We start from the raw sequence: 25,613 nt of genomic DNA on the forward strand, positions 1-25,613 counted from the left end.
CTTCAACCTGGCGCCACGACAGCGTGGTTTCGCGGAGCCCACGCCCGACGACGCGTTCTCCGACATACCCCACCACGACCCACCACCGAGTCATCAACTGTCACACCCCGCACACCATCGGGATGCAACACACCAATCAACCACCCCGCCAACAACTCACACTGCACCTCAGACAACTCACCATGACCATCCCCCAACAACGCCGACAACGAATCCGACGCCATCAACCCGTCCAACTGCGCCACCGACAGCGCACCACCATGCCCAGGCCCCAACCACAACCGCACCTGCGCCCCACCAGCACGATTAAAAACACCACCACGACCGGAAACCCGCGCAAGTCCGCCACGATCCGATGCGTGGTCGGAAAGACGTTGACCTTCTAACGAATACTCGCCGTCGGTGGCGGTGTCGGTGATGTGGCTCGACGCCTCGACCGGACTGGGCGGCTCGCTGAAGGCATCGAACGGGTTCGGAAGCTCCCCGATGTCGTCGATGACGTCGAACGGGTTCGGCAGCAGGTCGGGCGAGCCCGGCTGCGGGGTCGGTAGCACGCGGTCCAGCAGCGCCTCCTGGGCCTCCGACGTTGTCATCCCCTCGGCCCGCAGCCGCTGGAACGTCGGCACCGCCGCGTTCAGCTCTTTGGTCAGGGTGGTCAGCTCGTGGTTCAGCGTGCCCAGCGCCTGCTGCCGAGCCAGCCCGGCCGGCAGTACGATCGCCGAGTCGATGCGCTCCTCGATGGAGGCGAGGCGGTCCAGCCAGGCCCGCGCGGTCTCCTGCACAGCGCGGACCTCGTCGGCGGTGACCCCGTCCGGCCGGGCCGGGTCGCCGCCCACCCGTCGGTCCCGCAACGCGGCGATCTCGTCATCGACGGTCCGGTGCTGCTCGATCCAGTCGTCCAGCTCCCGCATGCGGGTGGCGGCCAGATCGAAGACTTCGGCATTCTTCCGGGCGCCTTCCGCCCGGTCGTACAGATGGTGTGCGAAGGCGATCTCGTCGACCCGGGCCGATGGCTGGCTCACGTGCAGGAACGGCGACAGCTGCGTAATCTCGGTCGACCCGGTCTTCGGGTCGTACCGGAAGCCGAGGAAACCGGTGGTGTCCGCGGTCTGCTCGACCACCGCCCAGCCGTCGCTGGTCGTCTGGACGTCACCCTGGCCCGCCACGATCAATGTGCCGGGCAGCCGCCGGGCGAGTTGAGCGGCCGGGCCGTCGGCCGGGTTCGTCGCCGCCTCGCAGATCGACAGGATCACCTCGCTGCGGGGCCAGCGCGGATCCCGCTCGATGAGGTCGCCCAGCTCAGTGCCGCTCAGCCCCGGGCCGTCCGGGCGGCCGTCGGCCCACAGCTTCTCCGCGTCGCCGTGACTGGCCACCACGAAGTGACTCGCCTGGTCCGGGAACCGTTGGATGGGCTGAATGCCTGCGCCGTCGACGATGTCCTGACCGATGGCCAGGCCGACCGGCACCCGGTAGACCGCCACCTGACCGTGCCGGGCCGCCTCAATCTTCGTCGAGATCAGGTCGAGACTGACGACCGCCGCTTGGATGGCGTCGACGTCGGCCGGGTCGCCCAGGCTCGCATCGACGGCGTCGATCCACCGCAGAAGGGCGGTGTCGGCCGCATCGGCGTGGTCGCGCGCCACCGCCAGCCGGCGCCGCACGTCGGTGTTCGGCGGCACGACCGGGCCGTCACCATCCGCCGCAGTGACGTGCCCGGACCCAGACGGGCCAGCCTGACGCTGCCCTGGGCCTCGCGCCTCCTGCTCTGACCCGGTGGCCTGCGGCAGGGCGCTGCCACCCTTTTTCTCGACGCGCACAGGCAATCCAAGGACTGCTCTGACCAACTGATCGACCAAGTTTGGGGTGCTCACACGCTGCTCGTCAGCGGTGAGATTGCCGTAGGCCCGCTGGACCTCTGCCCCAACAGCTTTTACGTCGGTGGCGTCAACGTTCAACGACGCCAGCTTCGCCGCCGCGGCCGGATGCAAGCCCACCTCGTTGACAGCGCTACCGAGTACCCACCCGGCACGGTGCGGGTCGTTGGCTTCGAGGGCGGTCCAGGTTTCCCCGGCTATGCCTGACCGCCACCACGAAGGCCCGTCCGCATCGTCGCGATCGACGTCGGGACGCGCTTGTCGCGACGCGCTCGCCTTGCGACTTTCCCAAGCAGCCAAGTCGCGACGCGCATCGGCCAGCCACTGATCCCTCAGCGCCGAGAGTCCCGGTAAAGCTTCTAACTCCTCAACCCGCGATCGCAATTCCCCTTCGCTGCGCTGCCCGTCGTTGCGCTGCTTGCCCTTGCCCTTCGATGACATCTCGCTTTGCGAAGGCTGCCTCGACGGCTCGCCGTGCTCGGATAACGGCGTGTGCGGTCGCTGCTCCACCTCCGAGGCGAGCGAATCCTGCTGGTGCCCAGCGAGACTCGGGCTGACATTGTGGGTCGATGACTCGACCGGATGCGCAACCGAGGCAGCCGGCGGCAAGTCGACGGGATGCCGCACGGCCAGCGGCGGCGCGTTCGGTGATTCTGATTCATCGGTCGTCTCTTCAGCTGATGCCGGGGTGACCGTAGTCGGATGTAGCGGAGGCAGATTGATCAACACGTCTTGGGGTGGGCGCGGTTGTCCGCTTTCACCACCACCGTGAGGTGGCGCGGCCTCATCGATCCGCACTATGACAACGCGACGCGCCGCATTCTCGATCCTGTCGGGAATATCGCCGCGTAGTGGTCGTCCGCGAGATGTCGGGGGGGCGAATTCGACGCTGCCCGGACGCCCGGCAAGCAACAGCGTGACCTTGTCGTGGAGCGCCTGCGATATGAGGCGAGCGCGCTGATCGCCGACATCCGTGGCAGTAGTGTTTCGGCCAGACAACGACATCCAGCTGCCGTTGCCACCGCCGTCCACATGGACGATGAGAGGACCTCCGCCAGCTCCGGACCTGGCGGCCACCAATTCGGCCACATCGGCGGCGATAGCGTCAATGCTCTCGCGCTGCTTGTCGCCGATTTCCTTCCCCTCAACTTCGAAGTCGACATACCACGGTTCCGTCCTCAAACGCCGTAAAGGTGTGGGAAGGGGCTCGCGCGGCGTCGGCAACGGCCGACGAACCGCACGGTCCTGCGGTGAAGCGCCAGCCTCTGACGGGAACCCATCGTCGGGTTCCGCGAAGTCGCGCTGCTCCGCGAATCCTGCACCAGTACTGGAGGATTGGTGGCGAGGCACCAGGTTGGCGAATGGCACATAATCCGCGTCCTCTACCGCCCCAGTCGATGACCTAGACGGCCCCGCTGGTGATGTTGACGGATGCGCAATCGACTCAACGAGTGGCGACTCAGTATGGAGGATTGGGCTTCCGGTATCGGCGGGCGCAATCGGAAGACCGGCGTGGTGTGTGGTCGGAGTCGCGGCGGCCGGGTCCGACGCCAACAATGGCCCTGACGCGGTTGGCCCACCCAAAGGCTCCCGAGGTGGCCCGAGGTGAACACCTACCGGAGGCCTATCACTTGCCCCCCCAGCCGAACCACCCTGCCCACCGGAATTGTGTGGCATCGGTCGCGTAGCATCCGCGAGTTGCCCACGCCGTGGTGTCTGCCTCAAGTCATCCGAATCCGATGACGGTGCAGCAGATCTCGCCGAATCTATACTTGATTCGCGAGGGCGAGGAGCGCCTCCGCCGCGACGACGCACAACCCGCCGCATCGGCGGCCCCGACTCGGGGAGAGAATCAACCGGTTGCTGTTCCGAGCGCGGCTGGCGTCTTCGAAGAGGTGGTAGCTGCTGCGGCTGGCGTGCTCGCTGCCCCGCTACTTGGCCACCACGCGCATCACCCGAACGTTGCGACGGGGTCCCGGCTTTCCTGGGACGTCGCCGCGGGGCGCGCTCGGCGTCATCTGACTCAGACGACCAAGGAGTCTCACTCACAGTCCGCCGCGGGGGCCCACCGGTGGTGGCATGCGCCTGTGGGACGAGTTGCACTTCTAGCCGCTGGCTCGCCGGCCCGAGCAAAAGCGCCAGATCTTTTGCCTTCGTGGGATTTTCATTCAGATACCGGCCAATGGCGGCGACCAGTTTGGTCGTTGGCGCTTGCGGCTCGTCCACGCGGGCGGCCACCAGATTAGTCAACTCGGTGATCACATCGTGCCCGCTCGGATCAGCATTCAACTGATGGGCCAGAAAAGCGAATTTGTCGATGTCCTGCGTCGTCGCTACCAGCGTGTCGGCGTCGCGCCTGAACATCTCCTGATCACTGAAATTAGTCAGCCTCTTTGGTTTGAGATGCTTCGGTTCGCCGTAGTAGCGGGCCTCCAGCGCGACAGTGGCTAGCTGCCCGTCACCTCTCTCATTTAGCCGGTCCCCGCCCTTCGCCGTCGAGGTGGCAAACAACTGCGCCCGATCAAACAGCCGCCGATCATCGGGCGGATCCAGCACCTCATCCAGGAGTGCCTTGACGGTGAGCTTCCCACCCCCAAACGCGGAGATGTCGTGATTCATGAGATCGTCGGCCGCCAATTTCGGGTAATCCCTTTTGAAAGATCTCCCGAACAAGTCACGAATCTTCTGTGCGTGCTGACTCACTTCCCTGCGCTCTTCCGGCCCGAGCGCTCTCCAAATCGTCCGTAGCGATTGCCTAGGCATCACCAGCGTCTTTGTCTTTGCCAACCCTCCGCCGGTGTGAAGGTTGAAGATGATTGCGGCGACCTCGGCATACAGGAGTGCCATCGGCCCCATGATCGACACGAGTGGCTCAGACGCGACAAGCATCTGCATGTCCTCGTCCGGCGGACGTTTATCGGATGGGGCGTCGGTGTCCACCTGAGCCCGCCCCTGCACGATCAATCCCGCCACATCACGACCGAAACGCAGCCCCGAAAGAGCAAAACGCCGCCTCGGCTCCGATGGCCGCGCGTTGCTGGCGGCATGCTGAAGAAAGGCATAAATTCCAGCGACGGGGACATCCTCGGTGTACTGCACATAAAGCGGCGCGTCGGCGTGCATGTCCGGGTAGCGAGTGACCTCGATACTGGAGTGCCCATGGACCACATAATCGCCGTCCGCAGGGAACAATTTGCTGAGTCTCGTGCCGGGCTTCGCACTCCCCAACGTCTGAAGTAGGTCGGCGACGCGTTGCTCAAGCGAGTGACGTTCAAACGTTGAGAGTTCGCCCGCCAACGTACGTGCAGGCTCTGTCACGATCTCCGGCACCGAGATCTTCGTTTTTGGCTCGGTGGGGTGCGGTTCAGCGCCGGCGTGGTCTCTGGCTTCCGCAGTTTCGTAGTACTTGCCGTCTTTATCTACCCAGACGGTCTTCGTATCGACGACAACACTGATCATGTTGTCTTTGGACGTCAATAGGGTCGTCTTCGAATCCAAAGCCGAACCGAATATAGATAACCCGACGTTGTGGACTTCGATTTCAACGCCGTGCATTCCGAAACGATGCGATCTCGGGGGATCGAGGAGAGCTTCGGCATTGCTGATTCTGCGTGACCATTCACCCGGTGCGAGCACCCGGCCGTGGGGATCGATAACCACGGCCCATGCGCCTGCACCGGCACGCAACTCCGGGGGAACAAGATCCGGCCCAACATCGGCGCCGTATACACGCTGCTGCTGCGGATCAACCCAGCGCAACACTTCGCCACCATGATCAACGGTTGAGGGGTCGAGGGAATGCAGTGCCATCATGTGCCCAACAAACGGATCGGGTGCCATCATGTGCCCAACAAACGGATCGGTCTTGGCCGAGACAGGATTCAACAGGGGCACCGCCCGATTCGCCGCGACCACAGCCGTCGACCCCGGACGAGAGCGCACCGCCTCGCGCAACTGGCCCACATCTCTCAGCCGACCCCACCCCGGGCCGGCCACCACTCGACCTAACGCACCAGCCACCCCACCACGCTCGCGCACATCATCGTCGGAAACACCCAAAGGCCGCAGACCACCCGGATAGGCCTCTTCGAGAAACCATTTCATCGCTGCGCCACAGGCCATCCCCTCCGGAGCATCCGCCAGCTTCAGCTCAAGCCCTAACTCCGAATACGGCAATCCACCGCGGTCGACCCCCACTCCTGGCGGTGCAGGCAACTGGCGCGTCGGTCCTCCGACAAGTGTTGAACCGAAGGGCAATTGGCTAGCCGTATCCGGCAAACCTTCGTCACTGTCGTAGTCGCTGACTTCCCGATCGCCCGCCCGATCACGGCTGTGGCTGAACTTCTTGTCGACCTCGTCGCTAGCACCGCTGAAGCCACCTGGACCCCGTGAGGGCGCCACATGTGACAGACCGGCCGGTGGCCGGTGGGGTGGCTGGTGTTCGGCAGCAATGTGCAAGTCGGCGGTGTCGGTGGTGGTGGTGTGCGGTGGTGGGCCGCGGGCTTGGGGGGCCTGCCGAATTCCCATCCGCAGTGCGGCGTCGCTTTGGGAGACGGGTACTGCATCGCGTAGCCCTTGTTGCGAGTCAGTCAGGTCGACGCCGGTGTGCAGCGCGGCCCGGTACTGGATTACGGCCAGCTGGACCTGTGGATTATGCGACAACCGGAACAGGTCATCATCGGGGGAAATGTAGAACTTCACGCTGCCGGGGTCCCCGCTGCGCGCCGCGCGATTCTCGGCCTGAATGTCGATGTCTTTCGACACCTCCGAATGCCCGGTCACCACCACATGCAGGCCCCCCAACGCTTTGGCCGCATCGTCGAGCGGGATGTCCACCCCGCGCGCGCCCTGCATGTTGATCACCAACACCTTGCCCGGCTTGCCGGCCTGGGCCACCACCTCCTTGAATGCCTCATCGCGATCCACGCCCTGCTTCAAAAACCACTTCGCGTCGATACTGACGTGCTCGACATTGCGCTCATCCAAGTGCGCGGAGAGCTGTTTCACCAAGTCGTTGCGGTGCGCCAAAATCAACTGCGGACGCGCGGTGTCCCCCAGAGCCTGCATCTGTTGGACATCGTCGGCGATCGTGGTCAGCTTTTCTTTCAGATTGGCGCTCACACCAATCTCATGAGTGGTCAACCCCGATGTGTAATACCTTGAAATATCGGCGATCTGCGACGACAAACCCTGCTTGGCGAACAATTCGTTCTTGCCGTTGGCGGTTCCAGAGGCACCGACAACCTTCGAATATGTCTCATACAGGCCCTGTGAGGTCACCTTCTTATCGCCATCGGAGTCATGGCGCACGGTGAGACCGTGTTTGGCCTCCAACGCCTGGGCCAATCCCCCATTCCACCGACTCTCCGACGACGTGCGCGGGTCGTACAGAACCTGGTGGGTGGTCTGATCAATGATGTAGAGTTTGCCGGTCGTGTCATCGATCACGTAGTGGACGTTTTCGACATACTCCCAATGCGCCGCAGCGGCCATGTCCAGCTTGCCCAGCTGCGCATCAACCTCAGCGGGCGTCAACTTGCCGTGCGGGTTCAGCAGCGCAATGGCTTTGGCGATCCCAGCCTCGGTCAAACGCGCAGGCCCACCGACTGTGTCGGGTTCGCGGCCGAAGTCAGCATCGGTCAGTTCCCCAGTGGCCAACTTGTCGGACAAGAACTTGTGGATTCCCTTGATCGGGTCAGCTACCGCCCGCGGCGCGTCCGCACCGGTGCCCTCCGACAAGATGTAGTGACCGTTGGAATACACCAGCGCTTCATCGATCTCATCGATCTCGGCGTGAAATCCTGGCCCCACACCCGAATGCCCGCCAACCGACCCGTGCTTGAGCAACGTAAACGCGGCGTCTTGACTCGTACCCAGGTACACCGTGGGTTGACCCGGTCGAGGCGCCGGCGGCGGATTATCGGAATTCAACCGGTGCACCGCATACCCCAACGGTTCCATCACCGCCCGAAAATCGGGTTCCAACTGCTCAGCCAACACATCACGCGTGGTGTGCATGTGCACCGCCCCGCCCTCGCCGGCCTTGGCCAACTTGGCCGCCTCCAGCGCGTTACTCATCAAGAACAAATACGATTTGCCCTCCCCGGCAGCCATATTCACCACATCACCGCGCTCCAAGGCACCGCCGGCCGACAGCTGTGTCCACCGCAAGGACACACCCTTGGTGCGCCGCACCGCCTCATAGAGCGCGGCTTTCATATCATCGGGCGTGCCGCCCAACAACGCTTTCAGCTCCTCGGTACCCAGGTGGGTCAACCGCTCGGGTTCGGGAATGCTCGGACCAGATCGCCCGGCGATATCGAACATCGTGCGCGCGGTGTCATGCGCCTTGTTCGCCCCGGCCAGCCACGCCTCATAACGGACCGTGTCCAACGGCACCGGGGTTTCTTTCCACCCGCCCTGCCCATCCGGGAGCAACACCTTGGGCTGCGGCAGGCGGTGGCCGTTGTCATGCTTGATCTGGCGGTAGGCGATCGTTTCCCCGGTCTTGGTGTCGATCACCTTCTCGTTATCGCTGGCGAGAACATCTCCGTGGCCCGTCTTGACCACCTGTACCTCGCCCGGGTTCTCCCGAGCCCGGGACCAATTCCCATCGAGTCCGCGGTCATGGCTGGTGCCATCAGGCAAGACAACATGTTGAAGCACACCGTTGCTGTCAAACACTCCCCGGGTCCCACCAGGTAGCTCCACATGCGGCCCACCAAAACCGGGCCCCACATCGATCCGACCACCCTGTCCGGCAACAAGCCAACCGTCGACATCCCGATGCCAGGCCGTGCCATCAGCGAACCGATCATCACTGCCCACACCACCGCCGCCATCCGCTGGTGCCAATCGGTGCCGGTCAGGCTGCATTGACTCATCGGCCGAAACATCCTGAGCCACAGCCCCGTTCGACCTCGTCTTCTCCGAATCCGTGCCTGGGCCGTCACCAACCAAAGTCTCGGTGTCACTGGCGAAGTCATCGTGATCACCATCGCTGCCACGGTTGAGGTTGAACTCTTGGTCGACGTCGCTGTCACCGCGGGGAGTGATCTCAACGTCGTCACTGCCGAGCGCTTCGCTGGAGATCGATCGCGACTCGACGCTGGCATCAATCGGTTCGTCGACATGAGTTGCCGGCCGCTCAGACTGAGCGTGTCGTGCGAGGGCTTCTCGGACGAGCCGTTGCGTCTCCTGCGGCGACAACCTGGGCTTAGTCGACTTGCCCGCACCGTCTTTCGATACCACTGGCGACTCTGCCGACCGGAAGGGATTGTCCAATTTCGGCGGAGTTGCCGTCGGCTCACCCTGCCTGGCCGACGATGCCTGAGCTACTTGTCTTGTGCCCGAATCATTTTCCGATGTCGAAGTAGACTTGGCGGCCGATGCTGCGGACGCTTGGCTGGCCCCCTGCGGCGTCCCCGCCGAACCCGGCCCTGCAGGACCACGACCGCCGATTCCTGCGCCCGCCGACCGCTGCCCCGATTGGTCCCAAACCTCGGCACGCTGACCCGATCCCTTCGACGGCTGCCCGCTGCCAGACCCATTGGACTGCGCTGGATTTGCGCTCGAACTGTTCGACTCGACCGACGTACCGGTGTTTTGGGTGCCAGTTCCGTTACCCTGCGCGGTCGCTGCAACGCCAGTCTTTTGTCCAGCTAGTGTGCCGTTAGTCGATGACCCAGCGCTCTGACCGTTGTCCGTCGAAGTGGCTTGCCCGGCGGACGTACCATTCTGCGCACCAGTGCCCGAGTTCTGACCGTTGCCCGTCGAAGTGGCTTGCCCAGCGGACGTACCATTTTGCGCACCGGTGCCCGAGTTCTGACCACCGGCCGTCGCAGAACCCTGCCCACCCGCCGTACCACTCTGCGCACCACTGCCCGAGTTCTGACCGTTGCCCGTCGAAGTGGCTTGCCCAGCGGACGTACCATTCTGCGCACCAGTGCCCGAGTTCTGACCATTGGCCGACGCAGAACCCCGCCCCGTACCCGAATCATTCTGCGCGACAACGCCGTTGTTCTGCCCATCGGCCGACGCACCGCCACGCCCTGCCCCGATCGAGCTGCCGCCGTTGCCGTTATCGCCGACAAGTGTCTTTTCGGACTCTGACCACGTCGGACCGCCGGTGGAGCCGTAGGGATCCGCCGCGTTGACCGTTGGGTCATGCCCTAGATCGGAATCCTCCGTCAAGAAATCGTCGTCCGAGTCGCCGCCTAGTAGAGGTTTGGTTTCATCCCCATCGAACTCCTTTGGCGGTGGGGGGGCGTTGCCGTGATTTTCCTTGACGCCGTGGATCGCTCCCGTCATCGCACCGGGTATTGCACCGCCCAGCACCGATATAGCATCGATGTCACTGCCGGTAGCACCCGCTGCGGCGAGGTTGGCCGGTATCCCGATCGCGTAGTGAGTCGCAGCCCCTTTCACGATTTTCGTGATCACGTTCTTGGCTGGGGGGACGATGTGATTTACCGGATGGTGTAGGACGCCGCCGACCGCGCCACCGACTACACCGCCGATCGCGGCTTTCCCGATATTTTTTCCGCTGAACCCGGTGCCCCGCTTGTCGTGCTGGTATGCCTCGACCGCGACTTCTTGTAGCACGCTTTGCCAGAGCTCTTGAAATGCTTGCTTTCCGCCATACTTGATGACCTTGGGGAGGGTTACCGTGCCCTTACCGATATTTATGGCTTCTTCAATGCCGCGCAGAGCCTTCACAATTGTTTGGATCCATCGCAATTCCATGAGGGCCTCATAGCCCGGAATCCACTCCAACGAAATCCCGAAGGTGAAGGACGCGCTCGCAAGCGCATACGCGATCTCAAGCGCCGTCATCACCAACGTGGCAATGATGTTCACCTTGGCGTATTCGACATGCTGGGCGAAGTCGTGCGCCTCAGCACTCAGCGCCCTCAGTGCATCAACCTCATGGGCGATCGAGTTCTCGCCATCCAACAGGTCGTCGAACTGGGCCTTGGCCGCTGTGGCCGTGTCGCCGACGAGCACCGCGAGCGTGTCGTTGCGAACCTGGTCCAGCCCGGGAAGTAGCGCTTCTAGCTTATCGGCGGCCTGCTTCCAGTCGTCGGCGAGGCGATACATGGCGTCTTCATCGCCGTCGGGCCACTCCTGGCCGGCGATCACCGCCAGCCACTGCAACTCCGGCGGCATATGAATGGTCAAGAGCCCACCACGCCGTGTTTTATCTGAAGTTTAGGGCAAAACACACTAACTACGCCTACGAGTGTTTTTCCATGGTGTCGGCCGCGGTGTTCAATCCGTCCGCGTAGAAATCCAGAACATCAGTGAGGTTTTGGAGTATCTCGGTCGTATATTTGACCTGGTCCAGGTACCCGCCGGAGACCGTGGCGAACTGTTTGCCCATCTTGCCCGTTCCCCACGGCGCACCGCCTGAGTCGGCATTATTCAACGCCAGATTCTTCACACTTTTCGCATCATCTGACCGATCACTGAGTTCATTCGCCACTTTCCGCAAACCAGCCGGGGTCACTGCTACTTCTTTTGCCATCAGGCTTTCCTCACATTGGGATAAGCCGAACTCCCCTCGTCGACTTCGACTTGAGTCTCGGGTTCATTCGGTAGGGCTGTGGGCGGACTGAAAAACGACAACACTTCAGAGAAATCTGGCATTTCACCGTCAACGTCGGTCAACGACCGCATCGTCTGTCGGCGCCGAGTCATCGGCTCGAGCAGGGCCGCCGACTGGCGGCCAACGTCTTGTGCCGCCTTCCGAACCGCACTGACGATGTGGCCGCCGAGTTCGGCCAGCTCATTGTCATCGAGATAGTCTTCTTCGATCACGATGTCGCACACGACACCCTGCACGTCGACGGTGACCTCGACGGCACCTTCAGCGGCCGTCGCCTTGGCCATCAGCGACGTACGCTTCTCCTGCAGAGCGGCCAGATCTCGCATCTGCTCGTGCAGCAGCGACATCATGTCGCCGAGATCCTCTGCTCTCAAAAGGTTTTCCACCACACTGCCTTCCTTCTGCGTCGAAGCATCTAAATCCAGGTCACGTCAGGCCACGGCGTTTCTCCCGCAGGATCGCCACATCATCAGCGATGAGCCGGTCGATTCGTTCGTGAAGCAGCGACCTCGTCATCGGTTGAGCGCTGGCCATATCCGATGCAAAGATGTAGTCGCCGTCGTCTCGCACCTGGATCCACACCAGGGTCTCCTTATTCCAATCAGGTCCCCACTTCGCCCGTCGACGCCAATGACTCTGAACACTGGCGTAGGCAGTCACCTCCTCTTGGGGGACGGTGACATCCGCTCTGTCGGCAAACGTTTCAGAGACGGCGAAACCACCACTGTCATAGACATTTTGGTCTGGCAGCAGGTACTCGTTGACGACGATCGCAGGATGCCGCCCCGGCTTGTCGATAGGAGCCCTCTGAGCAATGGCCGCCCCGAGTTCGTACGGCGAAAGCCGATATACGTCAACGAGGTCCACGTCGGGCCTCTGTTGGGCAAGGAATCCTTGTTCGTCCTTCCGGTGCGCCACAATCCGTACGCTCGGCGTGTCGTTCGGGATGTATTGGATGTTCAACGTCACGCAGATGTCTGCGCCGGCATAGCTCACCATGTACTTGTCGAGGTGCTTCAAGTCGCCGCCTACGTACCTCTCGCGTACACCCGAGGCATGCGCGGCGACGTCTTCGACGCTGCCGAATTCCGCCGGCCGCGTATGCATGAACGGATACGGCAAGAAGTCGTAGTCGTGGACTTCGTTGAGCACCTTGAGGTCGTAGAGGTCGATGGTGTCCAGCAGAAGCAACTCCGTTTCGTACGTGTGCACGCCGAGGCGCCCGCCGCGCTTTCCGAAGTGGGTCACAGTGTCACCGGCCCCCGATTGTTTGGCCCGGCGTCACCTTTGGAACAAGGCGTGGGTCTCGTTGCGGGTGACTGTGTCGTCGTTCAGCAGCTGCTGTCCGTGCGGGTGGCTGGGCGGCTTCGTCGGTTTCGGTGCGCTGTTCGCCGTCATCGGCACCCAGCACCGGCACCACGGCGTCGATGTCGCCGAAGATCTCCTCGCCGTTCTTCTTGCGGCGCAATGCCTTGTTGGCCTTGTGCTCCTTGCCCCCCGGGCCGCGTTGACCGCCACCACCGCCGCCGCTACCCCCGCCAGCAGATCCGCCGGCTCCGGCCGAGGTCTCCGCCAGAGCTCGCTCGCCTGCTGCCATGGCGGGCAGTGCTCCCTTGGACGTCGCGGCAACTGGTGTCCCGGCCGGCCCGAGGCCGGCAGCGCCGCCGCGCGCCCCGAGCCCAGCGCCACCACCATTACCGCCGCCGGCGTGTCCCCCGGCCCCATCGAGCGTCTTCAGGTTCTTTGGGTCAAACTCCGGTGTTCCGTTGGGGATTCTTGATTTTCCTTGCAAGGCATTTAGTGCCTGCTGAGCGGCATCTGCAGCCTGGCCGGCCGCATTCGCGGCTTGGCCGGTGCCATCAGCGCCGTTCTGGCTAGGATTGCTGAGCAGGCTCTTACCAGTGCCTGCGGGGCTGTTCGTCGCGCCCGTGACCCCACCCAGCGCGCTGCTCAGACCGCTAGTGAGACCGCTCAATCCGCTCAGGGCACCCAATCCACTGTCGGCGCCTTGTGGCAGAGCCGAGAAATTGCCACCGGTCAGCGTCCGTAGATCAGCGGGGGTCATCCCGGGTGGGAGATTCGCCGCCAGAGCCTGCAAGGCCGCCGGCGGTAGGTTGGCCAAATTCGGGTCGGCCAACAGGCTCGACAGGGTGGTGGGATCGACCGTGCCACCGTTGGGGTCCTTCAACGCATTCGACACAGCATTGGAGTCAAATCCGTCACCGCCGCCACCGCCGTTCTTCAACGCATTCGCAACGGCGTTCGGATCAAACCCGTCACCGCCGCCACCGCCGTTCTTCAACGCATTCGCAACGGCGTTCGGATCAAACTTGTCACCGCCGCCACCGCCGTTCTTCAACGCATTCGCGATGGCGTTGGGATCAAACTTGTCACCGCCGCCACCGTTGGCACCCAGATTCTTCAAAGCCTTATCGAGTTGGTCACCGATGCCGCCGTCACCGCCGCCCACGCCGCCCGCGCCGCCCGCGCCCTTCGGATTGTTGGGATCCACACTGATTGGAGGCGCCTTGCCGAACGAAGGATTGCCCTGCGCGATGTCCTTGATCGCGGGGTTGTAAACAGTCCGTATCACGCTTTGCGCGTGGCTATCGAATTGGCTGTTGATGTCATTGACGTGGTGCGGGTATGCGTTGCGTAGCACGTCCAGCAACATCGCATCGTTGTGTACGTCCAACGCGATCCACATCATCATCCGCGAAAAGCCGGCTTCGAGAATGCCTAGGGCTTGCAGTCCTTTCGACAGATCAGCGATAGGGCCCTGGGACAAATCGGTGAACGTCAGCACATTGTTCTTCACCGCCTGAGCGGTCTCACCGTCCCAACCGTCAACGGCGACGAACTGAGTCGCAAAGTCCTGGGTGTCGCGCACGAGGTCGTTACCGAACTGGGTCCACAAATCGCTAAAATGCAGATCGATTGGCGTCTCCACCGCGACGTTCGCGAAAGCATTGCGCAGCTTGTCGAAGGTAAAGTTCTCCGGTACTTCGGGTACCACCGATGTCGGGTTTTTGGTTGCGCCCACTGCACCCAGGCCATCGAGCCCATTGGGCGGAGCGTCGAACTCATCGTCAACATTCGGCGTGAAGTCGGGTTTCGGGAGATGGTCTTTGTCCGCGACGCGAAAGTTGTGGCCCTGCAGCCATTTCAGTATCTTGTCGGGATCATTCCCAACCGCCTCAATCGCGCTAGCGACATCTGAACCTGTAGGATCAGCGCCACCCTCATTCCAATTCGGCGGTCGCGGCTCATCCTGATACCAGACATCACCGAACGTAGCATTGCCATTGTCGTCATAGGTGACGTGATAGATCGTGTTGCCGTTGACATCCTTCAACGGCTCATGCTTCTGCCCATCCGCCAAATTGCCGTACTCTCCGGGACCGGTCATACGAGATACAGCCCGCGCTAACCGTGATGCTCGATCGAGGCGCCGGCTTTACCTACTGCGTCCTGGAGCGCGTCAAGATAATCGATGCATTTCTGCGCCATGTCCTTCGCGCCGCCTGGGCCGTTGATGTCGTACAGCAGATTTTGTTTAGTCGCATGTGCCGAGGGGAGATCGCCCTCGTTGCCCATTTCGTCGATCGAATCCATGTATGACCGCGTGTATTGGAGCTGTTCTTTATATGTCTTGATGAGGGCGACAAGCTTCTTGCTCGACTCCGGCGTGAAGTGCAAATTGGGCGACCCGGCATCCGAGAATTTCTTGAGGTCACCCGTCAAATCGGTAATCGAGGCGCCGGTAGGATTGCCGGTGTCGCCGCCCCCGCCGGAGTCGCCCGAGTTGCCACCGGCGCCTCCGTTGCCGGAACTACCCGAGTTACCGGAACCGCCGCCGCCGTTGCCGGTATCACCCTTGTCGTCGCCTGAATTGGAAGTCGCCATCGTTGTCGTGCGCTCTCTTTCTGGTTCTGAGGAGGATGCCCGGGCTTGTTTCGTCGACCAACAAGCCCGGGCTTGCCTGCTTAATAACGAGAAGCGAGAAGCTTGTCGAGGGATTGCATGCTGTCCGCCTGCTCGTGCCCAGACCCCTGCAACTGGTCGAGCTGCTGCGCCGCGTCGTCCATTTTTGTCTTGATGAGTGCCATCTGCTGCTGCATGGCTTCGGGGGCGGAACCCTTGTAGGCGTCTTGCATCGCGTTGACGACCTGGGCTACGTCATCTTGCAGCTGGTGAAACTGCGCGATGCGGGTCTGAATTTCACCCAACGAGTCAGAGATTTGACCGAAGTTGTAGTGGATAACGTCGCTCATTGATCTACTCCTTAGCTTTCGTGTGCGATGTACTGGTTGAGGTCAGACTTCCCTTGCTCTGCAATCGAATCCAATGCGTTGATTACGGTGTCGAGATCGGCCATCAGCTCGTTGGACGCGGCCTGGTACCTCTGGGACTGCTGGCCGAGCCACCCCGTTGAGGTCAGATCCTGCGCCACGTTGTCCATCTGGTTCTTCAGGTTTTTGGCGTTCGCTTGCGCGTCAGTGACCTTCTGCAAATCGGCCCTGGCTTGTTCAACGGTGATACCCACGATGGGCATTGCGCTTCCTCCTTCGATAGATCACGCGAGTGTTTCTCGATGTACATAAATCCTTTGGCAGATTGGTGATTGGCGCTACCCGTCACCCCCTCCGGCTGTGGTCAGCTCTGCGAGCCGGGTGATCGCCTGAATGACTGCGTGATCGGTGCCGCCTTTGACGGTGGTCCATATTTCCCCCGTCGGCGACGCGCTCGGTACTGCGACGATGCGCCCACGTCTGGTGTAGAAGACACCTGCAGCCGCGGGGGCCCGGCAGATCCTGTCCTCATCAGCCACCAAGGCGTAGACCACGATCTCGGCAAATGCCTGCCGGGAGGCCAGCGCGGCACCCAGCGATAGCGCAACCGAAGTTTCGGCGCCCAGACTGCGGATCTGGTCCGCAAGAGCCACGGGATCGTCTGTGCCGGAGAGGCATTCCGCGAGCTGTTGCAGCGGCGCTGCGAACGGTTCCACAGGTGCGGCGTCGGCGCTTCGGAGTTCGCTCGCCAGAGCCTTTGCCATCGAGAGCGATTCCGCACCGTCGCGCAACGGCGACAATGTGACGACCTCCGAAATACGCCGGGCCACGACGGCAGTTGCGCCGCGTCGCGCAACGGCGACCCGTGCCGTACCTTCCGGCGTCACCATCCTAATTGCCCATTGGAGATCGGGCCGGTGCAAGGTTTCCAGCATTGCGGCCAGGCCGAGGTGCACTGCGCGGTCGGTGATCAAGTTGCGAGCCAACAGATTGCGCTTGGCGCGTTCGACTGCCGCGTCCCGATCCGGGATCGTGGCGTATCGCGGGCGAACATTCAGCACGCTGGGCAGGTCGAAAACGCCGAGCAGGCCGGCCACGGCTTGAAGTTCGTCGTGGCTCAGGCTGATCCGGTCTGACAGCGCGCTGGTCATAGCATCAGACCCTTGTCGATCCCGATGACCGCGGGTGCCGTCCAGTGGTTCGACACCTGTTCCAGGGTGGACTCGGGTTCCTCTGCGTACGCGGGGACGTCAGGCTGATCAGATTGAGCGAGTTCATCGAAGATCGAGGTGTCCGGGCCCCAACTGACACTGGACACCGTGAAGGCCGAGTCGCTCTGCTGGGCTGCAGGCAGCCAAGACACCGATGCATCTGACAGTCCGGCACCCGGCTCGCCGGTGCCATCGAGTGTTGCTGACGGCACGAGTGATTCGTGTTCGCGCTGTCCGCCGCCCGCTCGTGCCATGGCACCCGCACCCATTGGGCCATATCCACCACCCATGCCGCCGGTCCCGCTGCTCGAGTCGCTGCCAGTGCCGGTGGAGGAGAGCTGGCGCAGCCCTTTTCGGTCCGTGCTGGACGTCGCTTGGTTGGCCGCGAACGGCGCAAGTGGCGCGGGCGCCACGGCATCACTGACGGTTCGCCCTGTGGTATCGCCGCCCTCAGCGTTGTCATCAGCTGCCTTGGCTCGGCGTTCTGTCCGCAGTGCGTCGCCCTTGCACACATCAGGTGGAGTCGGTTGGTCCCAAGCAGTAGCTAAGGCGTTACACGACTCTTCGTATTGGTACATGACTGCCGTGGCGTCGGCCTGTTTGGCCGAAGTCGCATCATCCAGTTCGGCGAAGCGCCCGTTGAGGATTGCGCCGTTGTAAGCAGCCAGGGAATCCATCACGTCACGCGCGACCCTCTCCTGGACCGCCTCCGACAGACTCGGCATGGCCAGAACCGCAACACCGTTCGCGGTCGCAGCTTCCTCGGCCCGCTCACCGTTGGCGGCTGCACTGAGACTGACCGCTTGTAGCCATCCGCCGAACTGTTCGAGCTTGTCGATGACGACGTCGGCGCCTTGGCTGGTGAACGCTGCACGTACCTGGTCGAGCAGTTTTCCGTAGTCCTCAGCGACAGAAGCCATTTCGTCGGCAACCCGAACCCAGGCTGCGCCAGCTTGACCGACGGATCGCGGGCCTGGGCCGTCGGTGAGGTCTCGGGCCAGCTGCTCGGTGCTGCGCGATTCCCATGCCACGTTGGTGAATCCCATGCAATGACCTCCCCTCAACGCCGAAAGTCTAAGTCTGATCAGTTACAAGCGCGCGAAGTGCCGATTTCGATACCGTGCGGATGAATTACGTTGCCGGAGAACGTAAATTTCAGCCGCGATGACCTGATCGTCGAGTTGTGCGCGAGGTGCATACTCACTCAACGGGGCCGCAGCGCAGATGGTTCAAGGTGGACGTGTGGACCGGCGTTCAGGTAATGGCCTACAAGGGCTAGACAGCGAAGTCGTTTTCGGAGTCCAGGACGTTTTGCGTGTGTGCCCGCAAGGTCGCTGCGATCTCTCGCGCCTCGTTCGAGCCTTTACCCGCCGAATCGGCGAAGCCTGTGTGCACGTCATTCAGCGTCGACGCAACTCGCTGAGAGACCTCATCGCGGCCGGCCGCCACAACGGTCAGGTTCGGCGCTTCGACCGCCATGACCTTGTCGATGCGGTCGGCCAATGCATCGAGCTGGCCGGCCGCCTCCATGACATCGGACGGTTGCATGGAGAATTCTGAATTAATCGGCATGCTAAGGCTCCTTGTCTAGATCCGTAAATCCATATCTGAACGTTCGGCTGGATCGATCTGACCGAGCACCGGCGGGGCGGCGTTGCCGAGATCGCCGACGAGCTGGTCGTTTGAGGTGTGGAGAAACGCCGCCGGATTGTGACGCCCATCAGCGGCGCCCGCCTTTCCTGCACCACCCATCGGCCCGCCCGTCATCGCGGAGCCGCCGGCCCCGGCGGCCGCGCCGAGGGTGGCGCCGCTCTGTAAGGGTGTGCCGTCCGCACCAACTTTGGGTACCGCCGGGATTTGAGGAGCCAACTGCGAATTGGCGGCACCTGTGGGCATACCCTTTGCGGCGCCTGCACTTCCACCGGCTTTCGGCGACGCAGGCTTGTTCACTGCGGCAGGATCGTTTGTCGGATCGTTGGGGTTGCGGTCGTCAGGTCCACCAGCGCCGGACTGAGCCGCCTGCGTGGCGGCAGTCACCCCCTCCATCACCGGCGAGATCAGACTTGTCCCCACTTCTGTCAGCGGGCTCAAGAACTGCAAGGCCGACCCAATACCCGGTGCCGCTGCCGTGCTCACCGCAGGCACGGCGGCCGTGGTTGCGGTCGTCGCCGCCAGCCTGGACGTCGAGGCTGCCAGAGGAACGGGCGCACCTACCGCACTGACCTGCGCCGCCTGTGCGCCGATGGCTCCTTGCGCTTCGGTCATCGCGTCCGTGGCCTCTGTGACAGCTTCAGTCGCGGCTTGGATGGCCTGAGCTATTCCCCAGGGAAAAATGATGTTTGGTCCGATCGCGATGATCTTCGCGATGAACTCGTTGATGATGGCGATCAGGCGCGCTTCGGTCTGGCTGACCGTCGCGACGACCGAGGACAAGCTCTGCCCCAAGCTCGACGCCTGACTTGCCACCTTGCTTCCGTCGGCGACTGCTGCCGAAGTCGCGGCCCCTGCTGCGGGTCCGGCGACTCCCTGCCACACGCTCGCAAGCTGCGCCATACCCTGCGCCAAGGGTTCTGCGGCAGACTCGAACGCCTGTGAAATCCCCTGGAATATCTGCGTCGGGTCGGACCCGTTGTTGAACTGACCAGTCCCCAACGTCCCCAGTGCATCGGTGGCGGGCTTGATCATTTGCGTCGGATCCAGGGGATTCGCGGGTGCGGGCGCTCCGCCGTCGGTGCCATCCGGGGGCATCACATGCGACGGTATCCGCGGCAATCCGAGGCGGGCCAGAATGTCCTGAACCGGCTGATTCAGATAATCCGCCAGGTTTGTCTCATGGGCGTTGATGACCTGCTCGGGGTCAAAGGCAGGCTGCCCTTGTTGCACAAGGTCCGGTGAAATCGTATGCGCTGATGGAGTATTCGCTGCCGATTGCAGCGCGGCTGCCATTCGTGACTCGCGATCACACGCCGTCAGCGGCGAGGTACGCGGCGTTGGAGGCGTTGGTCTGCCCACCGATCGCGCCGTGAACCGCACCGACTGTCAATGTGCTGAACAAGTTGTTCGTCTGCGCGGAAGCGTAGGACAAAAGGTAATTGGCACCGATTGGGCCAACCGCTGCGACAGCCGCACTGAACATCGCTCCCGCGTCCGCGGACCCCGCATCCGAGATCATCTCCCCCGCGGCGGTGTTTGCGCTGGCGAATGCCTGCAGCCCTGCTGGGACGACCGAAAGGACCATGCCGTCAAACCTCTCTCGAGTGATGTGTTACGTCGTGTTGAGGAGCTCAAATCGCTTGCAGGACATATCTTGTGATGCCAATCGAACTGTATACGAATAGGCATCACACCGCAGCCGCTGCGACTGGTTCAATGCTGCAGTGAGGTCCCGATTAGGTTCGCCTGAAAGAGCATCGATAACCTCGTCCACTGCGGCCTCACTGTCGATGGCGGCGGTCAACAATGACGCGCACGCGGATCTTCTAGCGGACTGGGTTATTTCAGCCATCTCCACCAGCGTTGCCTCGTCAGCGGATCCCCAGACAGCTGGCAACGCCATCTGGAGTTCGTGATAGGTGTCCGTTGCGCCCCGCCACCAACCTTCTTCTGCCCACGAATACCAAAAACTCAACAACCCATGCTGACAACGGATATTGAGCACCGCTTCGTTCACCCACACCGGCGCGCCCGCGAACAGAACCGGCATAGGTTCGTCGCCGGAACAGCCGGCAGTCAACAGCGGCGACTCCGACCAGCCTCCCAATAGCACTGCCAGGTCGCCTGGCAGGAGAACCAACGTTGCACCGCTAGGGGTTTCGGACTCATACCAAGCAAGCCCCGGCGTGACTCTCAGGCCCTCTTCGGATTCAACACCCATGTGCAGCGCGCCAAGTACGGGCCACCGGGCCCACATGTCATGGACGCCTGCCAAGTCATCCATTGGCGTTGCTGCTCGACACGCAGCCATGTCGTCCAGATAGTTCTTGGTGGGCTGTAGTTGATCTCCGGGGAATGGATCGTCGCCGTAGTCGTAACCGACGACAATCTCGGCCTCGTTGCTGATATCGAACACCAGTCGCCACCACGACCCAGCCGACGCCACCGCTGTGAGATTGAGTTGTTCACGCACAAGCGCCGTGATGTTGTCCGGAACGTCGGCGAGCTGTAACCGCCTGCCGTCGGCGGTCTCGTATCCGACATACGCAGTTTCATCGGCGACGGTCAGTGCGAACTCCGCGCGGCACCATAGCCAGTCATCCGGAGCGAGGGAGATCAATTGTTGGCCAATGAGGTCGGCCCCCTCCGAGGTGAATGAATCCTGTGCCGCGCCACCGTTCACCTCGCCACCATCGTCGCCCTCTGAGGTACGGCCGAATTGGTGCATCGGCAATGCACCGTCCGATGACAGCGACGACATCCCGAACGCGCGCGCGTGTACCGACACCTGCTCGATCGCACCGGTATCGCTCACCAGGGATTTCGGTCGCTCGAGTGGTCGCTTCTGATCGTCCGATTCCGAGGTATACACCGACCAGCCGCTGTCGGATCGGTTTGCCGCCAAACCTTCAGTGGGGTAATCCAGTTCGGCGGCCCCGACGTTCTGCACTACCGCAAATATAGCTTCGGCGGCATTCACTTCCAGCGGTCTCTCATCGATCGCACAATGTCGATAACGTCAACGCGTCGAGATTTCATGCACCGCGGGAACCGAGATGCGGCGCAACCGAAAAGTGTTACCGCCGAACTGCTGCCGGGCCTCGACTAAGCGCGTGCCGGCTAATCTTTGCCGTCGGTATCCGTTGAAGCCGCACCAAGCCACTGCAGCGTCGCCGGACTGAACAACAGTGCGAGCGTCACCAGCGCGACGACAGCAACTGGAATGGCATACAGCCACTGCTGCGAGCCGACACCCATGTACCACGCCACCGGCAGCAGCAGAAGCTGCGCGAACACCGCGATGCCGCGGCCCCAACGCCGTCCTGTCCACAACGCCCACCCAGCGGCGAGCACAGCCCCGCCCATGATCACGAACCAGCCCGCGGTGCCGTATCCGCTGAGCCACGGCTGGTCCTCGACGCCGCTCAGATGGCGTACCACCAACACCACCGCGACACCCACCAGCACGACCCCCTCCAGCCCGACGATGACAGCGGCCTGGCGGACGGTTGATGGCGAGGGCACGATCACGCCGTCGAGCCTAGAGGCGGGCGGTTAGGCTCGGACCCCGTGCGCGCCGTGCTGATCGTCAACCCCAACGCGACGTCGACCACTCCAGCGGGCCGCGACCTGCTCGCCCACGCGCTGGAGAGTCGCGTGAAGCTGACCGTCGTGCACACCGACCACCGCGGCCACGCCATCGAAATCGGCAGGGATGCGACGCGGGACGGGGTCGACATGCTGATCGTGCACGGCGGCGACGGCACGGTGAACGAGGTCGTCAACGGCATTCTCGGCGAGGCGGGACCGGGCGGGCCCGCACCGGCTGTAGGCGTGGTGCCCGGCGGATCGGCGAACGTGTTCGCCCGCGCGCTGGGCATCAGCCCTGACCCGATCGAGGCGACCAATCAACTCATCGACCTGCTGTCGGCGCACGGAAGGCGAAAGTCCTGGCGCCGCATCGGCTTGATGGACTGCGGGGAGCGCTGGGGCGTGTTCACCGCAGGCATGGGCGTCGACGGCGACGTCGTGGCCGCTGTCGAGGCCCAACGCGCGAAGGGCCGCAAGGTGACGGCGTCGCGCTACATCCGCGTCGCGATCCGTGAGGTGCTCGCCAGCGTCCGCAAGGAACCGACCCTGACGCTGCACCTGCCGGACCGGGAGCCCGCCGCGGGGGTGCACTTCGCGTTCGTGTCGAACTCCAGTCCGTGGACGTATGCGAACACCCGGCCGGTGTGGACCAACCCCACGACGACGTTCGAGACGGGTCTCGGCGTGTTCGCCACCACGAGCGCGAACGTCTGGGCCAATTTGGGGCTGGTGCGCCAGATGATGAGTAAGAAACCGCGGTTAGAGGCGAGGCATTTGATACGCGACGACGACCTGGGGTGGGTGCGGGTGACCAGCGACACGCCGGTCGCGTGTCAAATCGACGGGGACTACCTCGGTCCGCGGGAGGCGATGACGTTCACGTCGGTGCCCGACGCGCTGGGCGTGGTTGCTCCTCCTGCAAAAGTACGCTCTGATCTGCGCAAATAGCACCGACTCGGCCGATTCAGGGCGCAGGTTGATTAAGTGTAGTACAAACGAATGAGGGGTCCGCCAACGACCCTAGTTAGTGACATTACCCACTTGTTAACTCGCGAGTATTGACATCTGTTCAGCCTGTGAAAGCATCGGAAGCAACAGTGCAGAAACATTTCGAATGCACGCGTTAACAGCCGAAGAAAAGCTCGTGCGCCCTGCTGCGCACACAGTTAGGAGATTAGAACCATGGATTGGCGCCACAAGGCGGTCTGTCGCGACGAGGACCCGGAACTGTTCTTCCCGGTGGGGAACAGCGGGCCGGCGATCGCGCAGATTGCTGACGCGAAGCTCGTCTGTAACCGCTGCCCGGTGACCACAGAGTGCCTCACCTGGGCGTTGGATTCAGGCCAGGACGCGGGCGTGTGGGGCGGCATGAGCGAGGACGAGCGTCGCGCACTCAAGCGCCGCAACGCCCGGACGAAGGCCCGCAGCGCGGTCTGACCCCAGAATTCAGTTACGGCCCCGGCAAAATTTGCCGGGGCCGTAACTGTGTGCAAATGCAATTGATGCGAAATAGATCACAAAAACCACAATTGCAAAATCAGGTCACAAACTGTGGCCGTACTGTGCGGTTACTGAGCCAATCGCGGCTTGCGGCCGATGGGAACGCGCAGCACCACATCGGTGCCGCCGGTCGGCACATCGTGCATGCCGAGCGAACCGTCGAGTTCCGCCGACACCAGGGTCCGCACGATCTGCAGCCCAAGCCGGTCGGACTTCTCCAGGCTGAACCCGTCCGGCAGGCCACGCCCGTCGTCGTGGACGACGACGTCCAGCCACCGCGCTGACCTCTCGGCGCGGATCGTCACGCAGCCCTGCGCCTTGGTGGCGTCGAAGGCGTGCTCGATGGCGTTCTGCACCAGTTCGGTGATCACCATGATCAACGCGGTGGCACGGTCGGCGTCGAGCACACCGAGGTCGCCAACCCGGTTGATGCGGATCGGAGTGTCAACTGTCGCAACGTCATTCATGATCGGCAGGATCCGGTCGACCACCTCGTCGAGGTTGACCTCCTCGTCCACCGACATCGACAGCGCGTCGTGCACAAGGGCAATGGACGACACCCGTCGGACGGATTCGATCAGCGCCTCGCGGCCCTCGGCGTTGTTGGTCCGCCTGGCCTGCAGCCGCAACAGCGCCGCAACGGTCTGCAGGTTGTTCTTCACCCGGTGGTGGATCTCGCGGATGGTGGCGTCCTTGGAAAGCAGCGCGCGGTCGCGGCGCTTGACCTCGGTGACGTCGCGGATCAACACCGCCGCGCCAACAGCCCTGCCGTGCACCACCAATGGCAGCGTGCGCAGCAGCACGGCCGCTCCCCCGGCGTCGACTTCCATCCGCATGCTCGATCCGCCTGCGAGCGAGTCACGGACGTGGTTGGCCAGTTCCTGTGCCTCGAACGGATCACCGATCAGCGGCCGTGTCACCGCGACCAGGTTGTGGCCCTCGAGTTCGGCGGCAAGGCCCATCCGGTGATAGGCCGAGATCGCGTTCGGACTGGCGAAGGTGACGACGCCCGCCTCGTCGAGGCGGATGAACCCGTCGCCGACGCGCGGACTGGACCGCGACATCGCCAGGTCGCCGACATTCGGAAACGTGCCCTCCGACAGCATCAGCAGCAGGTCGCCCGCGCAGTCCAGGTAGGCGCTCTCCAGCGGGCTGGCATTGTGGGCACCCAACGCCGTCTGATGCGTCAGCACGGCCACCACTTCGTTGTTGTAGCGCACAGGAACCGCTTCGACCTGCAGCCCCGCGGCGATTCTGGCCGCGATGTTGGAGTTGGCCGAATCCTGTTGTCCCGCATCGTTTTCCCGGCCGATCGTGCCGGAATGAAAAGCTGCGGTGACCAAGGGCAGCTGGTCGCCAGGGGTGACCGTACCGACGGCGTCGGCCAGCAGCACGGTCGGTGCGGTGTTCGGCCGCACCTGCGCGACGCACACCAGCTGACCGTCGTCGCGCCGTACCCACATCAGGTAGTCGGCGAACGACATGTCAGCTAGCAGTTGCCACTCCCCGACCACGGCATGCAGATGGTCCACGGCGCTGCCGGGTAGCACCGTGTGCTCGGCGAGCAGATCACCGAGGGTGGACATCGGAAAGTCAGCTGATCACGGCGATGAGGTCTCCGGCCTGGATGACGTCACCAACGGACACGCTCACCTTGCTGACGGTGCCGGCGACCTCGGCCAGCACCGGGATTTCCATCTTCATCGACTCCAACAGCACCAGGGTGTCGCCCTCACCGATCTGGTCGCCCTCGTGAACCACGACCTCGAGCACACTGGCCACGATCTCGGCGCGAACATCCTCGGCCATCTTCACCCCTTTCGGCTGCTCCATGCCGCTCTATCGAACCACAACGGCACGATTCGGGCGCGCTGCCAGGTCATGA

The 25,613-nt window shown here is 62.9% G+C and carries 19 protein-coding genes; 2 read left to right on the forward strand and 17 right to left on the reverse strand.

Annotated features, from left to right (window positions below):
- Nucleotides 1–2 precede the first annotated feature (2 nt).
- From A5724_RS21195 to A5724_RS21265, 15 genes are all read right to left on the reverse strand, one after another.
- Complete coding sequence (locus A5724_RS21195; protein ID WP_156752393.1) at nt 3–11,054, reverse strand: hypothetical protein; 11,052 nt, start codon at nt 11,052–11,054, stop codon at nt 3–5.
- Nucleotides 11,055–11,109: 55 nt separating this feature from the next.
- Nucleotides 11,110–11,400 (reverse strand): hypothetical protein, encoded by a 291-nt coding sequence (locus A5724_RS21200; protein WP_156752394.1) that lies wholly within the window; start codon nt 11,398–11,400, stop codon nt 11,110–11,112.
- Nucleotides 11,400–11,870, reverse strand: a complete 471-nt coding sequence (locus tag A5724_RS21205) for a YbaB/EbfC family nucleoid-associated protein (RefSeq protein WP_067806682.1) — start codon at nt 11,868–11,870, stop codon at nt 11,400–11,402. Before A5724_RS21205 ends, A5724_RS21200 begins: the two co-directional genes overlap by 1 nt.
- A gap of 37 nt (nt 11,871–11,907) precedes the next feature.
- Complete coding sequence (locus A5724_RS33250; RefSeq protein WP_156752395.1) at nt 11,908–12,672, reverse strand: hypothetical protein; 765 nt, start codon at nt 12,670–12,672, stop codon at nt 11,908–11,910.
- Nucleotides 12,673–12,733: 61 nt separating this feature from the next.
- On the reverse strand, nt 12,734–14,890 hold the full coding sequence (locus tag A5724_RS21215) for a hypothetical protein (RefSeq protein WP_067806685.1): 2,157 nt from the start codon (nt 14,888–14,890) through the stop codon (nt 12,734–12,736).
- A 17-nt stretch (nt 14,891–14,907) separates the two neighbouring features.
- Entirely contained in the window at nt 14,908–15,387 is a 480-nt protein-coding gene (locus A5724_RS21220; RefSeq protein WP_067806688.1) for a hypothetical protein, read from the reverse strand.
- A gap of 80 nt (nt 15,388–15,467) precedes the next feature.
- Nucleotides 15,468–15,755 carry a WXG100 family type VII secretion target gene (locus A5724_RS21225; protein WP_067806691.1) on the reverse strand — a complete coding sequence of 96 codons (288 nt, stop codon included), beginning with the start codon at nt 15,753–15,755 and terminating at the stop codon, nt 15,468–15,470.
- Between the two features lie 11 nt (nt 15,756–15,766).
- A complete protein-coding gene (locus A5724_RS21230; RefSeq protein WP_067806694.1) occupies nt 15,767–16,036 on the reverse strand; it encodes a WXG100 family type VII secretion target in 270 nt (89 codons plus the stop codon).
- A 75-nt stretch (nt 16,037–16,111) separates the two neighbouring features.
- Nucleotides 16,112–16,924 carry an ESX secretion-associated protein EspG gene (locus tag A5724_RS21235; protein WP_067806697.1) on the reverse strand — a complete coding sequence of 271 codons (813 nt, stop codon included), beginning with the start codon at nt 16,922–16,924 and terminating at the stop codon, nt 16,112–16,114.
- A complete protein-coding gene (locus A5724_RS21240; protein WP_067806701.1) occupies nt 16,921–18,030 on the reverse strand; it encodes a PPE domain-containing protein in 1,110 nt (369 codons plus the stop codon). Before A5724_RS21240 ends, A5724_RS21235 begins: the two co-directional genes overlap by 4 nt.
- Nucleotides 18,031–18,259: 229 nt before the next feature.
- Nucleotides 18,260–18,556 (reverse strand): PE family protein, encoded by a 297-nt coding sequence (locus tag A5724_RS21245; protein WP_067806704.1) that lies wholly within the window; start codon nt 18,554–18,556, stop codon nt 18,260–18,262.
- A gap of 15 nt (nt 18,557–18,571) precedes the next feature.
- Nucleotides 18,572–19,930, reverse strand: coding sequence for a hypothetical protein (locus A5724_RS21250; protein WP_156752396.1), 1,359 nt, complete (start codon nt 19,928–19,930; stop codon nt 18,572–18,574).
- Between the two features lie 13 nt (nt 19,931–19,943).
- Nucleotides 19,944–20,222: a hypothetical protein gene (locus tag A5724_RS21255; protein WP_067806710.1), complete on the reverse strand. Its 279-nt coding sequence runs from the start codon at nt 20,220–20,222 to the stop codon at nt 19,944–19,946.
- 27 nt (nt 20,223–20,249) lie between these two features.
- Nucleotides 20,250–21,587: a hypothetical protein gene (locus tag A5724_RS21260; protein WP_067806712.1), complete on the reverse strand. Its 1,338-nt coding sequence runs from the start codon at nt 21,585–21,587 to the stop codon at nt 20,250–20,252.
- 170 nt (nt 21,588–21,757) lie between these two features.
- A complete protein-coding gene (locus A5724_RS21265; RefSeq protein WP_067806715.1) occupies nt 21,758–22,168 on the reverse strand; it encodes a hypothetical protein in 411 nt (136 codons plus the stop codon).
- 39 nt (nt 22,169–22,207) lie between these two features.
- Here A5724_RS21265 and A5724_RS21270 point away from each other — a divergent pair, with 39 nt between their 5' ends.
- Complete coding sequence (locus tag A5724_RS21270) at nt 22,208–23,176, forward strand: diacylglycerol kinase family protein (RefSeq protein ID WP_067806717.1); 969 nt, start codon at nt 22,208–22,210, stop codon at nt 23,174–23,176.
- Between the two features lie 234 nt (nt 23,177–23,410).
- Nucleotides 23,411–23,665, forward strand: a complete 255-nt coding sequence (locus A5724_RS21275) for a WhiB family transcriptional regulator (protein WP_067806721.1) — start codon at nt 23,411–23,413, stop codon at nt 23,663–23,665.
- A gap of 131 nt (nt 23,666–23,796) precedes the next feature.
- Here the strand turns inward: A5724_RS21275 and A5724_RS21280 are convergent, their stop codons facing one another.
- Complete coding sequence (locus A5724_RS21280) at nt 23,797–25,314, reverse strand: sensor histidine kinase (RefSeq protein WP_067806724.1); 1,518 nt, start codon at nt 25,312–25,314, stop codon at nt 23,797–23,799.
- A 7-nt stretch (nt 25,315–25,321) separates the two neighbouring features.
- On the reverse strand, nt 25,322–25,537 hold the full coding sequence (locus A5724_RS21285; protein ID WP_006245864.1) for a biotin/lipoyl-binding carrier protein: 216 nt from the start codon (nt 25,535–25,537) through the stop codon (nt 25,322–25,324).
- Nucleotides 25,538–25,613 lie beyond the last annotated feature (76 nt).

Origin of the sequence: Mycobacterium sp. ACS1612 (assembly GCF_001667505.1) — a bacterium.
Classification (GTDB): Bacteria; Actinomycetota; Actinomycetes; order Mycobacteriales; family Mycobacteriaceae; genus Mycobacterium.

What these genes read in the sequence shown, in the direction of transcription:
- A5724_RS21200 (WP_156752394.1), bottom strand. Translation starts at nt 11,400, where the DNA reads ATGGCAAAAGAAGTAGCAGTGACCCCGGCTGGTTTGCGGAAAGTGGCG.
- A5724_RS21215 (WP_067806685.1), bottom strand. Translation starts at nt 14,890, where the DNA reads ATGACCGGTCCCGGAGAGTACGGCAATTTGGCGGATGGGCAGAAGCAT.
- A5724_RS21220 (WP_067806688.1), bottom strand. Translation starts at nt 15,387, where the DNA reads ATGGCGACTTCCAATTCAGGCGACGACAAGGGTGATACCGGCAACGGC.
- A5724_RS21225 (WP_067806691.1), bottom strand. Translation starts at nt 15,755, where the DNA reads ATGAGCGACGTTATCCACTACAACTTCGGTCAAATCTCTGACTCGTTG.
- A5724_RS21230 (WP_067806694.1), bottom strand. Translation starts at nt 16,036, where the DNA reads ATGCCCATCGTGGGTATCACCGTTGAACAAGCCAGGGCCGATTTGCAG.
- A5724_RS21235 (WP_067806697.1), bottom strand. Translation starts at nt 16,924, where the DNA reads ATGACCAGCGCGCTGTCAGACCGGATCAGCCTGAGCCACGACGAACTT.
- A5724_RS21240 (WP_067806701.1), bottom strand. Translation starts at nt 18,030, where the DNA reads ATGGGATTCACCAACGTGGCATGGGAATCGCGCAGCACCGAGCAGCTG.
- A5724_RS21245 (WP_067806704.1), bottom strand. Translation starts at nt 18,556, where the DNA reads ATGCCGATTAATTCAGAATTCTCCATGCAACCGTCCGATGTCATGGAG.
- A5724_RS21250 (WP_156752396.1), bottom strand. Translation starts at nt 19,930, where the DNA reads ATGGCAGCCGCGCTGCAATCGGCAGCGAATACTCCATCAGCGCATACG.
- A5724_RS21255 (WP_067806710.1), bottom strand. Translation starts at nt 20,222, where the DNA reads ATGGTCCTTTCGGTCGTCCCAGCAGGGCTGCAGGCATTCGCCAGCGCA.
- A5724_RS21275 (WP_067806721.1), top strand. Translation starts at nt 23,411, where the DNA reads ATGGATTGGCGCCACAAGGCGGTCTGTCGCGACGAGGACCCGGAACTG.
- A5724_RS21280 (WP_067806724.1), bottom strand. Translation starts at nt 25,314, where the DNA reads ATGTCCACCCTCGGTGATCTGCTCGCCGAGCACACGGTGCTACCCGGC.
- A5724_RS21285 (WP_006245864.1), bottom strand. Translation starts at nt 25,537, where the DNA reads ATGGCCGAGGATGTTCGCGCCGAGATCGTGGCCAGTGTGCTCGAGGTC.